The organism is Brevundimonas vesicularis, assembly GCF_032067225.1.
Classification (GTDB): Bacteria; Pseudomonadota; Alphaproteobacteria; order Caulobacterales; family Caulobacteraceae; genus Brevundimonas; species Brevundimonas vesicularis_F.
Map to the genome: position 1 here is coordinate 13,352 of NZ_DAMBJX010000039.1, position 14,321 is coordinate 27,672.

A 14,321-nucleotide genomic window follows, 5' to 3' on the forward strand; every position below is an offset into this window, starting at 1 on the left:
GTAGATTCGGTCGCCGTCAGCGTCACGATGGTTCTCGTCCTTGAACCGTTCGTCGCGCAGGAACAGCTTTTCGTCCTCGACCCACAGCCGCGCCGCTGTGCGTCGCCATTCCTTGTCTGCGGCGGTCAGATATTTCGGATCGCCCGTGATCGCGGTCATCCGGGCGAAGACCGGGGGCGCCATATAGAGGGCGTCGGCCCACCACCAGACCAGCGCGGTTGTGTCTTCCGCCCTGGCCAGATAGGGGACCTGCCAATCCAGCCGCTGACGCAGCGGCATCAGCACGCCCTCCTGTCCACGACGCGCGTAGAGTTCTTCGTAGAGATCGCCGATCGCGATATCGTCGGCGTTCAGCATCGTCTTGCCCGAGCGTGCGCCGCGCACACTGTAGTTGTAGTGATCGGCCACAGAGCTCAAAAAGCGCAGCGTTCTCCTGTCGTCCGAGACGCGCGCAAGCCGCGAAGCGCCGACGTAAAAGGTGGCTGCGACCCAGTTCGAGGACATCTGCGTCAGGTTGCTGCCCGTCGATAAGGCGAGCGGCTCGGCGGCCATGGCCGCGATTTGCGAGGAGGCGACATATTCGACAGCCGCCATGGTGCTCTCGCGAGACGGCACGCCTGCCACGTCGGTGTAAAGGGCGGGGCGGTCGCGTTGAGCCAGCCATTCAGCCTCGACGCCCGGCGGCAAGGCTGCGACCGTTTGCGCTAGAACGGGGCCGGACATGGCGGCCGAGCTCATCAGAACTGCAATCAGGCCAAGGCAGGGTCGGGTTGGCAGGGCCATGTTTTCCTCCGGCGCTGCTCCGGGCGGCGCATGATGGTTGGTGGCCCACTTCGACGGCGAGCCGCAACGTAACCGGTGTCAATTTCTGACGATCAGCTGTCGGTATCTCTTGTCAGCCTTATATCGTCCACTATTGTGAGACGAAAGAACAGAATGTGGGAAATCTAGATGCGCGCCAATCGCCGCACGCTTCTGCAACTGGGTGTCGTCAGCGCCTTGACGCAAGCGACGCCGGCGTTTGCACAGTCGAGCCGTTCGCGCACCTTCGACGCGTCCGACTATGGCGCGGTGGGCGACGGGGTCACCATCAACACGCGTCCTATCCAGGCCGCCATCGACGCAGCGGCAGGGCAGGGCGGCGGGGTCGTGGTCGTGAAGCCCGGTCTGTATCTGTCAGGTTCGCTATTCGTAAAGTCGGGGGTGACCCTGTCGATCGAACGCGGCGCCACTCTGCGCGGCGTTCAGGATCTGGCCGCTTATCCGATGGTTCGCACGCGTGTTGCGGGCGTTGAGATGGACTGGCCCGCCGGCTTGCTGAATGTCTATCAGCAACAGAACGCCAAGATCACGGGCGAGGGTCTGGTCGATGGTGACGGCAAGGTTTTCTGGGACGCCTATTGGGCGCTGCGACGCGATTATGATCCGCGCGATCTGCGATGGGCTGCCGACTACGACTGCCGCCGTCCGCGTCTGATCCACGTTTACGATTCACAGCAGGTCGAGGTTTCCGGTCTGAATCTGGCGCGATCGGGCTTCTGGACCGTCCACGTCTGCTACTCGCGGGACGTGAAGGTCGCCGACCTGATCATCAGCAATAACATCGGCGGACGCGGCCCTTCGACGGACGGCATCGACATCGACTCATCGGAGCGGGTCTTGGTCGAGAGATGCGACCTGTCGGTCAACGACGACGCGATCTGCATCAAGGCCGGACGCGACTGGGACGGGCTGCGGGTAGCCCGGGCGTGCCGTCAGGTGAAGATTCGCGACTGCATCGTCCGTGACGCCCTGGCCGGGATGACCTTCGGATCGGAGACATCTGGCGGATTTGACGACATCGAAGTCTCTGGGCTGAGGATCGAGTATCCGGTGCCGCTGGGGATCTTCTTCAAATCAGGCCACACACGCGGCGGCGTGATCTCCAACATCCGCCTGCGCGACATCCATCTGCAGGACGTGCGCACATTGATGCAGGTGAACCTGAACTGGTACCCAAACTACAGCTACGCCCAGATCCCGGACGGCATCGCGGACGTGCCGGATTACTGGCGCGCGCTCGCCACGCCCGTGCCGCGCGAACAGGGCATTCCCCGTATCCACGATGTTCGCCTGTCGAACATCAAGGCCGTCGGCGGCAAAGTCGGATTCGCCGCCGCCGCCTATCCTGAAGCGCCGCTGAAAGACTTCATTTTCGAACGGTTGGACTGGGATGTGCAGGATGCGGGCGCCATCGCCAATGCCGAGAACTGGCGCTTCCGCGACTGCAACATCGACACCCTGGACGGCCAAGGCCCCAAGGTGACCGAGTCGTCCGGCGTCACAGGCCTTCGATCCAGACAAGCATGAAAAACCAAAAAGTTGTGGGAGTTAGCGCGATGAAAATCCTTTCCGCCTGTTCGATGCTGGCATTTGGCGCGGTCGCGCTTGTGGGGGGCGTCTCCGGCGCCGCCCAGGCAGAAGTCCTGCGGCTGAACACGCCGGCGGTGGGCCTGACCAGCGACAGGATCGGCGCCTTGCCCGACGCGGAGCGCGGTCCGTGGGCCGAGTATCTGGCACGCTCCCAGGCCCAGCATCTGGCCGACCGCGCTGCGCTCGCGGCCGAGCTTCCCGCCGGAGTTGCTACGCCGCCGCCGCCCAAGGCCGTCGGACCCGCCCACTACAACATGCCGCTGGACCGGCCTGCCGAATGGTACGCCACAGCCGACGCTCGGGCCGTCGCGGATGCGATCGTCAGTTTCCAGACCCCCGCCGGCGGATGGAGCAAAAACCAGGATCGCAGCATTGCGCGCCTGCCGGGCCAGCGGTTCTCCAACGATGCCGAAACCATGGAGCAGAACCCGGCGAACTTCGATGCGCCGGCGGATCGCTTCTGGACCTTCGTTGGCACGTTGGACAACGAGGCGACGTGGTCGGAAATGCGTTTCCTGGCGAAGGTCGCCGCCCACGCGCCCGGACGCGACGGCGACGCCTGGCGCGCCAGCGTCATCCGAGGCGTGCGGTATCTTCTGAACGCGCAATATCCAAATGGCGGCTGGCCTCAGATCTGGCCGCTCGAAGGCGGCTTCCACGACTCCATCACCTTCAATGACAATGCTGTGGCGAACGCGGCCATGCTGCTTCGTGATGTCGCCCATGGCGCTGAGGGCTTCGACTTCGTGCCGGCTGAGCTGGAGACACGGGCGGCCGAGGCGACCCGGAAGGCGATCGACGTGATCCTCGCGGCACAGGTGCGTCAGGGGGATCGACTGCTGGGCTGGCCGCAGCAGGTCGAGCCCATGCGACTGGTTCCAACCAGCGCTCGGAACTACGAGCCGCGATCCATCGCAAGCGGCGAAACAACCGATATCCTGATCTTCCTGATGGGCGAGAAGAACCCGTCGCCGGAGATCAAGGCCGCCGTTCGCGGCGCAGCCGAATGGCTTCGGGCGGTGCGTGTCTATGACAAGTCATTCGAAATGACCGACGACGGACGCAAGCTGATCGACAAGGCCGGTGCGGGTCCGATCTGGTCTCGCAACTACGATCTGGTGACCGGGCGTCCGATCTTCGGCGACAAGGATCAGACCATCCACGACGACGTCAATGAAATCTCTGTCGGAAGGCGCAACGGCTATTCCTGGTGGATTTCATCGCCGCAGAAGGCGCTGGACCTCTACGCTGATTGGTCCAATCGGGCCGGGTGAATCCGGGACGCTGATCGGCATTGTCGACGCGGTCTGGCGGCGCGTCTGCAACATTGGTTTGTGAGCCACTGACGGCGAGAACGCGCCCCTGGCTCCGGCGCTATTGGGTCAGCGCGGCGAAAGCCGGTGAACCATTTTCCGTTCAGACGGTTAGCCAAGCCAGACTTTACGGAGAGGGCTGGCATGAGCACCCATGGACTGAAGGATACGGTCGTTCGACCGTTGCATTGGCTATTGCTGGCGTTTCCGATCGCGCTGTTCACCTTCGCCCTGTTCACCGACATCGCCTATCTGAAGACGGCCGAGGTCCAATGGACCAATTTCTCGGCCTGGCTAATCACCGGAGCGCTGGTGTTCGGCGGTGTCGCTGGCCTGTTTTCGATCTTTGATTTCGTCGTCGGCCTGCGCCACGGACGGTCTCGGCGGGCGACGGTGCATCTGGTCGCGCTCGCGCTGGCCTGGGTGCTGGGTCTGGTGAACGCCTTCAAACACAGCCAGGACGCCTGGAGCTCTGTCGGAGCATTCGGTCTGATCCTTTCGATCCTCTGCACAATCCTGGTCCTGGTCGCCGGCTGGACCGCCTATGCCGCGCGGGAGAGCGTCCGATGAACAAGAACCTGCTCGCCGCCAGCGCCGCTACCCTGGCCATGGCCCTGACGGTCGCATCGTGCGGCAACGCCAGCGATCCGAAACTGAATCAGACCGGCGCGACGCCCGACTTGCCTAAGGTCAACGAGACGCTGGTGCCGCCGATGAAGATCAGCCCGCCGGCAGGCTGGAACGGCGAGACGCCGACGGTGCCGCAGGGCTTTACGATCAGCGCCTTCGCCACGGATCTCAAAATCCCGCGTCAGATGCTGGTCCTGCCTAACGGCGACGTCCTGATCGCCGAGGGGCGCGGCGGCCATGCGCCCGCCATGCGGCCCAAGGATGTGATCGCCGGCGTCATCAAGAAGCAGGGCAACACCAAGATCAAAGGCGGCAACCGCATCACCTTGGTGCGCGACGCGAACAACGACGGCACGCCCGAACTGCGGACCGTTCTGGTGGACAATCTCGATGCGCCTTACGGCTTGGCCTATGTCGATGGCTATCTCTATGTCGCCGAACAGGGGGCGCTGGTTCGCTTCACCTTCCAGCCGGGCCAGACCGGCATTGCGACGCCCGCCGAGCGGGTGACGGAGCTGCCGTCGCGCATCAACCACCACTGGACCAAGTCCCTGACCGCCAGCGCGGATGGGTCGAAGCTGTATGTCGGCACCGGCTCGAACTCGAATATCGGCGAGCGCGGCATGGCGGTCGAAGAAGAGCGCGCCACCGTGTGGGAAATCGACCGGGCGACCGGCGCACGGCGGACCATCGCCACCGGCATTCGCAATCCGACGGCCCTGGCCATCGAGCCCACGACCAATCTGTTGTGGTCGGTCGTCAATGAGCGCGACGAACTGGGGCCGCAACTGGTCCCGGACTATCTGACCCAGGTACGTGACGGGGCCTTCTACGGCTGGCCCTACAGCTATTGGGGCCAGAACCGCGATCCGCGCGTGATGCCGCAGAACCCCGAGATGGTCGCCAAGGCCATCCGGCCGGACTACGCCCTGGGATCGCACGTCGCCGCCTTGGGCCTGGACTTCGCCCGCAATGGCGGATTCGGCGGGGCGTTCGCCAACGGCGCCTTCATCGGCATGCACGGCAGTTGGAACCGTCAGGACCCGTCCGGATACAAGGTCGTCTGGGTGCCCTTCAACGCTGGCCGTCCGGCGGGACAACCCGTCGACTTCGCCACAGGCTTCTTGAAGGACGGCAAGGCGCGCGGACGCCCGGTCGGCGTCGCGTTCGATGGGAACAAGCGTGTGCTGTTCGTCGCCGACGACCTGTCGAACACGGTGTGGCGCATCGCGCCTGCGCGATAGGCCGGCTTTTCCCTCGCCCGGAAAGGGCGAAGGGAAGTCGCTATTGTCCTCGACACATAGCCGAATAAGAAAAATCCCCGGCTGTGAGCAACCGGGGACTTTTCATACGGGCTAAGCTGTGGCCTACGGCGTGAAGTCGATGGTGCGTTCGAAGGGAGCATCGACAGCACGGCCACGATCGATGATCGGCGTGACTTCGGCGCCGTTCATCAAGGCCAAGGCGGCTTCGCCAAAGCCCATGCCCGGACGGCTTTCTTCCAGCACGACGCAGTCGGTGACGTGGCCCGACGCCAGGGCGGTGCAACGCAGCCGCACGCTGAAACGGTCGGTGCTCTCTGCCTTCGGCGCGACGGCCCGTTCGATGGCGGGTTGAGGCGCAGTGTAAAGGGCCGCGTCCTTGAGCAGCGGTCCAGTCGGGGCGCCCAGCAGGGCCGTCATCAATGTCAGGCTGAAGGTCAGTGTCATGGCAGGCCTCGTTCGTCTTCTATTAAGATTTGAACGAGACCTCCGTTCCCCGAACTTTTAAAAACGCGCGGGTGTGTGCGGCGCACCACACTTCGATTTCTCTGCCGAAGTCAGAATGGCCTCAAGCTAGACTGTTGTTCTTGGCACAGGGTCTTCAGCCACGAACGCACGGTGCGCAGAGGCGCGGTGTCGTGGACATCGCGGTGTGTGGCTAGCCAGAAGCGACGCTCGATCAGGATCGACGGCAGCACGCGTACCAGACCCTCGGCCAGGAAGCACGGCAGGACGCCGACGCCGCCCCCGGCGGCGATGATCTCCCGCTGCGCCCGGATCGAAGACGAGGCGACGTGGGGCGCGAGACCCGGCTGGACCTCGTCAAGATAGCGCAACTCCGGTGCATAGATCAGATCGTCGATATAGCCGACGATGTCGAAGCGGCTCAGGTCTTCGACGGTCTTCGGAACGCCGTTGCGGTGAAGGTGATCGGGCGAGGCGTAGAGGGCCAGCTGATACGGCGTCAGCGGCTCGACGATCAGGCGTGCGGCATGCGGCGCGGCCAAGGTGAACGCCATGTCGACCTCTCGGCGCGTCGGCGACAGGAAGCCGGAGGTGGCCGCCAGTTCGATCCTTAGACCCGGATGGGCCAGACGCAGCGCGGGCAGGGCGGGGGCCATCAGCGTGACGCCAAACCCTTCGGACGCGCTGACGCGCACCACACCGGCGGGCGCGTCGGGCTGGGTCACGCGGCCGGCGGCCTCCATCGCGCTTTCGGCCTCCAGACCGATATCGAGCAGCTGGGCGCCGGCGGCGGTCAGCTGAAGCCCGGTGGTCGAGCGGACAACCAGGGTGGATTTCAGCGCGCTTTCCAGCCGGGCGACCCGACGCCCGACCGTGGCGGCGTCAACGCCCAACCGCTGCGCCGCGCCGCCCAGCGAGCCTGCGCGCGCCGCAGCGATGAAGATGCGCAGATCGTCCCAGTCGTACATGGCCCGTAGTCGTCTTGCAAAAACGCAGAATGTTACCTGCAACTTTGCATTATCGACCCGCGCGCTGAGGTGATAGCCATAGTAGCAACAAAACAACCAACAGGGACATTCAGGCCATGCGCGACATTCGCCACTTCATCGACGGTGCGGCTTTCGACGGCGCGTCCGGCCGATTCAGCGACGTGTTCAATCCCAACACCGGGGATGTACAGGCTCGCGTGCAACTGGCGACGACGGGCGAGGTCGATCGTGCGGTGCAGGCGGCGCAGAACGCCTTTGACGGTTGGGCTTCGACCAATCCCCAGCGCCGCGCCCGCGTCATGTTCGACTTCAAACGTCTGATCGAGGCGCGGATGGACGAACTGGCCGAACTGCTGTCCAGCGAGCACGGCAAGGTCATCGCCGATTCCAAGGGCGACATTCAGCGCGGCCTGGAAGTGATCGAGTTCGCCTGCGGCATCCCGCACGCGCTGAAGGGCGAATACACCCAAGGCGCCGGCCCCGGCATCGACGTCTATTCGATGCGCCAGCCGCTGGGCGTGGTGGCGGGCATCACCCCGTTCAACTTCCCGGCCATGATCCCGATGTGGATGTTCGGCGTGGCCATCGCGGTGGGCAATACTTTCGTGCTGAAGCCGTCCGAGCGCGATCCGTCGGTGCCGGTGCGTCTGGCCGAACTGATGCTGGAAGCGGGGGCGCCGAATGGCGTGCTGAACGTGGTGCACGGCGACAAGGCAGCGGTCGACGCCATCCTGACCCATCCGGTGGTTCACGCGGTCAGCTTCGTCGGTTCGTCCGACATCGCCCACTATGTCTATCAGACGGGCGCCGCCAACCATAAGCGCGTCCAGGCCATGGGCGGCGCCAAGAACCACGGCATCGTCCTGCCCGACGCCGACATGGATCAGGTGATCAAGGATCTGTCCGGCGCGGCCTATGGCTCGGCGGGCGAACGCTGCATGGCGCTGCCCGTCGTGGTGCCGGTCGGCAAGAAGACAGCCGACGAACTGCGCGAGCGGATGGTCGCCGAGATCCCCTCGATGCGGGTCGGCGTCTCGACCGATGCGGGCGCCCACTATGGCCCCGTCGTCACGGCTCAGCACCGCGAGCGTGTCGCGGGCTGGATCGAAAAGGGCGTGCAGGAAGGCGCCGAACTGGTCGTCGACGGTCGCGACTTCAGCCTGCAAGGTCACGAGAAGGGCTATTTCATCGGCCCGTCGCTGTTCGACCATGTGAAGCCCGAGATGTCGTCCTATCAAGAGGAAATCTTCGGTCCGGTGCTGCAGATCGTTCGCGCCGAGACGTTCGAGGAGGCGCTGGCCCTGCCGTCGAACCACCAATACGGGAACGGCGTCGCCATCTTCACCCAGAACGGCCGCGCGGCGCGCGACTTCGCCGCCCGGGTCAACGTCGGCATGGTCGGGATCAACGTGCCAATCCCGGTGCCGGTCGCCTACCATACCTTCGGCGGCTGGAAGCGTTCGGCCTTCGGCGACATCAACCAGCACGGCATGGAGGGCGTCCGCTTCTGGACCAAGACCAAGACCGTGACGGCCCGCTGGCCGGACTCGGCGCTGGAGCATTCGGACAGCTCGTTCGTCATTCCGACGATGCGCTGAGGCCGTCATGGATTTCGCTCTCAACGACGATCAGCGCGCCATTCAGGACGCCGCCCGCGCCTTCGCCGAGGCCGAACTGGCGCCCCATTCCGCGCGCTGGGACGAGGACAAGCATTTCCCCGTCGAAGTGATGAAACAGGCGGCCGAAATGGGCTTCTGCGGCATCTATACGGCTGAGGAGCACGGCGGCATGGCCCTGGGCCGGGTCGAGGCAGCGGTGATCTTCGAGGAGCTGTCGCGCGGCGACGTGGCGACGGCGGCCTTCATCTCGATCCACAATATGGCGACGTGGATGATCGATCGCTTCGGGTCGGACGACCTGCGCGGCCGGTTCGTGCCGTCGCTGGTGGGGATGGAGAAGATCGCCTCTTATTGCCTGACCGAGCCGGGCTCGGGGTCGGATGCAGCGGCGCTGCGGACCACGGCCGTGCGCGACGGCGACCACTATGTGCTGAACGGGTCCAAGGCCTTCATCTCCGGCGCAGGCACGTCTGACGTCTATGTCGTCATGGTCCGCACGGGCGGCGAGGGGGCAAAGGGCGTCAGCGCGATCGTGGTCGAGGCCGGCACGCCCGGCCTATCGTTCGGCGCGCAGGAAAAGAAGATGGGCTGGAACGCCCAGCCGACCGCCATCGTCCAGTTCGACGACTGTCGCGTGCCGGTCGCCAATCTTCTGGGCGAGGAGGGAGCGGGCTTTCGCTACGCCATGGCCGGTCTGGACGGCGGTCGGCTGAACATCGCCGCCTGTTCGCTGGGCGGGGCGCGGCTGGCGCTGGAGACGGCGCAGGATTACGTCGCCACCCGCAAACAGTTCGGCCGCCCGATCGGCGAGTTCCAGGCGCTGCAGTTCCGGCTGGCGGACATGGCCACGGACCTGGAGGCGGCGCGTCTGATGGTGCTACGTGGCGCCTGGGCCATCGACACCGACCATCCGGAAAAGACGAAGTGGTGCGCCATGGCCAAGCGCCTGGCCACGGACGCCTGTTTCCAGATCGCTGACGAGGCCCTGCAACTGCACGGCGGCTATGGCTATCTGAAGGACTATCCGCTGGAACGGATCGTGCGCGACCTGCGGGTTCACCGCATTCTGGAAGGCACCAACGAGATCATGCGGGTGATCATTGCGCGGGAGATGACCAAGTGAGCGAGGCCGAGGTCGTCACCCGCATCGAAAACGGCGTCGGTGGCATCACCCTGAACCGGCCCAAGGCGATCCATGCGCTGAACCGGGCGATGTGCGAGGCGATGACGGAGGCGCTGCTAGCCTGGCGCGGTGACGCGGCCGTCCAGTCTGTGCTGATCGACCACGCCGGCGAGCGGGGTTTTTGCGCGGGCGGCGACATTCGCATGATCGCCGAAAGCGGTGCGGGCGATGCGTCGGAGGCCAAGGCCTTCTTCCTGGCCGAGTACCGGCTGAACCACCTGATGTTCGACTATCCCAAGCCGATCATCGCCATTGTGGACGGCATCGTCATGGGCGGCGGGGTAGGCATTTCCGAGCCGGCCGACATTCGTGTGGCGACCGAGCGCACCACCTACGCCATGCCCGAGACCGGAATCGGCTTGTTCCCCGACGTTGGCGGCGGCTGGTTCCTGCCGCGCCTGCCGGGACAGACCGGCGTCTGGCTGGCGCTGACAGGCGCGCGGCTGAAGGCGGCCGATACAGTGGCCCTGGGCATCCATACACATTTTGTAGCGACCAGCGATCTGATCGATTTGATTGAATCGATTGGCTACCATCCTCATGATCCAAAGGCGGAGGCCGATGCTTGGGCTAGCGATCCCGGCCCGTCGTCGCTGATGCAGCACCGCGAGCTCATCGACCGGCTGTTCGCCTTCGACACGGTTGAAGAGATTTTTCAGGCGCTTGAGGCGGACGGGTCGGAGTGGGCGCTGAAGCAGTTGGAAACCCTTAAGACCAAGTCGCCACAGTCGCTGAAGGTCTCGCTGCGCCAGATCCGCACGGGCGCAACGCTGAACAGCTTCGCCGAGAATATGGCGATGGAATACGCCCTGGGCGGCCGCGTCGTGCGCACCCACGATTTCCAGGAAGGCGTGCGAGCTGTGATCGTGGACAAGGACAATGCGCCGAAATGGTCCCCGGCGGACCTGTCGGGCGTAACCGACGAGACGCTGGATGCGCTGTTCGCGCCGTCGTTGGACAATGAAAAATGGACGCCGCTGGCCTGACCACGGCGCCGACAAAGGGAGAGACACCATGACCAAGATCGCCTTCATCGGCCTGGGCAATATGGGCGGCGGCATGGCCGCGAACCAGGCCAAGGCGGGCCATGCGGTCGCCGCCTTCGATCTGTCGGCGCAGGCGCTGGAACGGGCCGGAGCGGCGGGTTGCGTCGCGGCCGGATCGGTTGCCGAGGCGGTCAAGGGCGCCGAGGTTGTCATCACCATGCTGCCGGCCGGGCCGCACGTGCTGAAGGTCTATTCCGAACAGATCATCGGCGCGGCTCCGTCGACCGCCCTGCTGCTTGACTGTTCGACCATCGATGTTGAAACCGCGCGCAAGGTCGCCGGTCTTGCCAAATCGGCCGGCTACGCCTTTGCCGACGCGCCCGTGTCAGGCGGCACCGCAGCGGCGGATGCGGGCACGCTGGCCTTCATGGTCGGCTGCGACGAGAGCGACTTCGCCCGCGTCGAGGCGGCGCTGGAGCCTATGAGCCGCATTACCATCCGCGCCGGCGATCATGGCGCGGGGCAGGCGGCCAAGATCTGCAACAACATGCTGCTCGGCATATCCATGCTGGGCACCTGCGAGGCCGTCGCCTTGGCCGAAAAACTGGGGCTGGACCCCGAACGGTTCTTCGAGATCGCGTCCAAGTCTTCGGGTCAGTGCTGGAGCGTGACCAGCTACTATCCCTGGCCTGGTCCGGTGCCGACTGCGCCGTCGAACCGCGACTATCAGGGCGGGTTCGCCACGGCCATGATGTTGAAGGACCTGAAGTTGGCTCAAGACGCCGCGGCGAAATCCGGCGCCTCGACGCCGTTGGGCGCACAGGCCGAGGCGCTCTACGCCCTGTTCGACGGTATTGGGCACGGCGGCCGCGATTTCTCCGCCATGCTGCAGATGCTGCGCGGCAAGCTGGATGAGCTTAACCCGGCATAGATTCGTCTTTCGCATTGTGATTGCGGCCCGTGCAGCTTCGGCGGCGCGGGCCTTTTCGTATGAGGCGGCGGCCGCGACGCAGATCGCTACGGCTGGTGCGACCAAGGCGCGCGCCTGCCGTATTCGCCTTATTCCGTTCGCCGGAATGAGCCTGAGAAGAGTGAAGTCAAAGCAGTAACTTAGCTCTCGCTGACCGTTGAGGCGGCTCTAGCAAAGATCGAAAATCGCCTGAAATGCGGCTGAACGGTGCTTGCGGCGCACATTGCTCCTGTGTCATGTAACCGCTTACATCGCTTATCGACGGATCTTCGAAAAGGGGCCGGGACGATAGGGAGCAGGGAGAATTCGATTGGACATGGCCGCGCCTAGCGCTGCGTCTGCACGGCAGGAGGGCCAGCCCTTCGCCAAGGCCGCGACCATGCGCGACGTGGCTGAACGCGCCAATGTGTCGGTTGCTTCTGTCTCTCGTGTGTTGAACGGCTTGGGCGTGACCTCGGACGCGACGCGCCAGCGCGTGCTCGATGCGGTCGAGGACCTTCGCTATGTCCCGCACTTCGGCGCCCGCAGCCTGTCGACCAGCAAGAACGACACGATCGGCGTCATCTTGCCCGACCTGTTCGGCGAGTTCTTCTCCGAGCTGATCCGGGGCATGGACCTGGCCGCCCGCGCTCACGGCAAGCATCTGATCGTCTCCAGTTCGCATGACGGCGCGGAAGACACCCTGGCGGCCGTGCGTTCGATGCGCGGGCGCGTGGACGGCATGATCGTACTGTCCCCGCATCTGGGCGCGGCGAACCTGTCGTCCGAGTTCGCCGGTCGGATGCCGGTCCTGCTGATGAACGGCGGCGCGGCCGAGCCGGGCCGGGCGTCCATCATGATCGACAACCACGGCGGCGCCGTCGGCGCGGTCCAGCACCTGCGGTCCACCGGCCGCAGGCGCATCGCCCACATTCGCGGCGCCGCCGGCAACATCGAGGCGGACACGCGCGCGGCCGGCTATACGGCGGCGCTGGACGGTCATGACCCGATCATCGTCGAGGGCGACTTCTCCCAAGCCTCGGGCCACCGCGCCGCGACCCAGCTTCTGTCTATGACGGAGCGGCCCGACGCCGTCTTCGCCGCCAACGACATGATGGCCGTGGGCGCGCTTCTGGCCTTCCAGGAGGCGGGCGTGCGCTGTCCTGAAGACATCGCCGTCGTCGGCTTCGATGACGTGCCTATCGCCGGCCTGATGCGGCCTGCGCTGACCACCATGCGCGTCAACATCGCGGAAATCGGCCGAAGGGGCGTCGAACGCCTGATTGGCCTGGTCCAGGCCGGCGCGAACGCCGACGCCACGGACACCGCTTGCGAAATCGTTCGGCCGATCCTGGTCGAACGCCAGTCCACCGCGGCGGCCTCGTCCGCCAGGTTCAACAAAGGGTAGGCCAGCCATGTCGCTGAAAACCGATCCCATCAGGAGGGGAGAGCTCAGGATGACCCAGTTCAACACGCGTAAGGCCGCGACACGTCAGGTCGCCTTGGCCGCAGCATCAGCGCTTGCGATCAGCATGGCGGTAGTCGGCGGCGCGCAGGCGCAGAATGCAACGACGACCCTGCGCGGCGCCGTCTATGACGGCCAGACCGTCGAGACGGGTGCGACGGTCGTCGCGACCGAAGTCTCTACCGGATATGCGACGCGCGCGCGCGTGGGCGCCGATGGTCGCTATGTTCTGTCCGGCCTTCGCCCTGGCACCTATCGCGTGCAGGTCACCAGCGCGGACGGCCAGACGGCGGAAGAAACCGTGACCCTGTCGCTGGGTCAGGTCGGCACGTTGAACCTGGATGTCGCCGGAGCGACGACGGCCGCCACTGACGGTGCGACCGAGTTGGGCGACATCGTCGTCACCGGCCGCCGGGTCTTCGAGGTGCGCACGCCGGAAGTCGCGACCAACGTGACCCAGCAGCAGATCAACAACCTGCCGCAGATCAGCCGGAACTTCCTGAACTTCGCCGCCCTGGCGCCCGGTCTTCGCGTGACCGAGGACGACACCGAGCGGACGATTTCGGCCGGCGGTCAGACCGCCCAAGCGATCAACGTCTTCATCGACGGCCAGAACCGCAAGTCGCTGATCAACGACGGCGGTGTCGCCGGTCAGGACGACAGTCGCGGTACGCCCTTCCCGCAAGGGGCTGTGCAAGAGTTCCGTGTCATCAGCCAGAACTTCAAGGCTGAGTACGAGCAGGCTGGATCGGCCATCATCACCGCCGTCACGCGCTCCGGCACGAACGAGTTCCACGGTGACGTCTTCGCCTTCTATCAGGATCCCGGCTGGATCGCTCAGGACGTGATTTCGGAGCGCCGCGGCGACGCCAAGGCGCCTCTGAAGCGTATCCAGTACGGCGCCAGCCTGGGCGGACCGATCATCCAGGACCGGCTGCACTTCTTCGGCGCCTATGAGCGCAAGGACGAAGAGCGCATTTCGCAGTCCTTCCTAAACCGCACCGAATACACCAGCTTCTTCGCCAACGACCTCGGCACGACCTCGACG

General features: G+C 65.1%; 13 protein-coding genes. 10 read left to right on the forward strand and 3 right to left on the reverse strand.

What is annotated here, in order from left to right; genetic code table 11:
• A partial coding sequence (locus tag RT123_RS10955; RefSeq protein WP_313009160.1) for a glycoside hydrolase family 88 protein occupies positions 1–783 on the reverse strand: 783 nt, incomplete at its 3' end.
• A gap of 168 nt (positions 784–951) precedes the next feature.
• Between RT123_RS10955 and RT123_RS10960 the strand changes: the two genes are divergently transcribed.
• The 4 genes from RT123_RS10960 to RT123_RS10975 all read left to right on the forward strand — a co-directional run bounded on the left by RT123_RS10960 (position 952) and on the right by RT123_RS10975 (position 5,599).
• Positions 952–2,349: a glycosyl hydrolase family 28 protein gene (locus RT123_RS10960; RefSeq protein ID WP_313009161.1), complete on the forward strand. Its 1,398-nt coding sequence runs from the start codon at positions 952–954 to the stop codon at positions 2,347–2,349.
• Between the two features lie 29 nt (positions 2,350–2,378).
• The gene (gene pelA, locus RT123_RS10965; RefSeq protein WP_313009162.1) at positions 2,379–3,686 is read left to right on the forward strand and encodes a pectate lyase; all 1,308 of its coding nucleotides are present in this window, start codon (positions 2,379–2,381) and stop codon (positions 3,684–3,686) included.
• Positions 3,687–3,869: 183 nt separating this feature from the next.
• Complete coding sequence (locus tag RT123_RS10970) at positions 3,870–4,295, forward strand: DUF2231 domain-containing protein (protein WP_313009163.1); 426 nt, start codon at positions 3,870–3,872, stop codon at positions 4,293–4,295.
• Positions 4,292–5,599: a sorbosone dehydrogenase family protein gene (locus RT123_RS10975; protein WP_313009164.1), complete on the forward strand. Its 1,308-nt coding sequence runs from the start codon at positions 4,292–4,294 to the stop codon at positions 5,597–5,599. The genes RT123_RS10970 and RT123_RS10975 overlap by 4 nt, the downstream gene beginning before the upstream one ends.
• Before the next feature lie 123 nt (positions 5,600–5,722).
• Here the strand turns inward: RT123_RS10975 and RT123_RS10980 are convergent, their stop codons facing one another.
• Positions 5,723–6,064 carry a TonB family protein gene (locus RT123_RS10980; protein WP_313009166.1) on the reverse strand — a complete coding sequence of 114 codons (342 nt, stop codon included), beginning with the start codon at positions 6,062–6,064 and terminating at the stop codon, positions 5,723–5,725.
• 110 nt (positions 6,065–6,174) lie between these two features.
• Positions 6,175–7,050: a LysR family transcriptional regulator gene (locus RT123_RS10985; RefSeq protein WP_313009167.1), complete on the reverse strand. Its 876-nt coding sequence runs from the start codon at positions 7,048–7,050 to the stop codon at positions 6,175–6,177.
• Positions 7,051–7,166: 116 nt separating this feature from the next.
• On the opposite strand from RT123_RS10985, the gene RT123_RS10990 reads away from it, so the two are divergent.
• The 6 genes from RT123_RS10990 to RT123_RS11015 all read left to right on the forward strand — a co-directional run.
• Positions 7,167–8,669 (forward strand): CoA-acylating methylmalonate-semialdehyde dehydrogenase, encoded by a 1,503-nt coding sequence (locus RT123_RS10990; protein WP_313009168.1) that lies wholly within the window; start codon positions 7,167–7,169, stop codon positions 8,667–8,669.
• 7 nt (positions 8,670–8,676) lie between these two features.
• Entirely contained in the window at positions 8,677–9,813 is a 1,137-nt protein-coding gene (locus RT123_RS10995; protein ID WP_313009170.1) for an isobutyryl-CoA dehydrogenase, read from the forward strand.
• Positions 9,810–10,859, forward strand: coding sequence for an enoyl-CoA hydratase/isomerase family protein (locus tag RT123_RS11000; protein ID WP_313009171.1), 1,050 nt, complete (start codon positions 9,810–9,812; stop codon positions 10,857–10,859). Before RT123_RS10995 ends, RT123_RS11000 begins: the two co-directional genes overlap by 4 nt.
• A gap of 28 nt (positions 10,860–10,887) precedes the next feature.
• Entirely contained in the window at positions 10,888–11,790 is a 903-nt protein-coding gene (gene mmsB / locus RT123_RS11005; protein ID WP_313009172.1) for a 3-hydroxyisobutyrate dehydrogenase, read from the forward strand.
• 355 nt (positions 11,791–12,145) lie between these two features.
• Positions 12,146–13,216 (forward strand): LacI family DNA-binding transcriptional regulator, encoded by a 1,071-nt coding sequence (locus RT123_RS11010; protein ID WP_313009173.1) that lies wholly within the window; start codon positions 12,146–12,148, stop codon positions 13,214–13,216.
• 49 nt (positions 13,217–13,265) lie between these two features.
• A partial coding sequence (locus RT123_RS11015) for a carboxypeptidase-like regulatory domain-containing protein (RefSeq protein WP_313009174.1) occupies positions 13,266–14,321 on the forward strand: 1,056 nt, incomplete at its 3' end.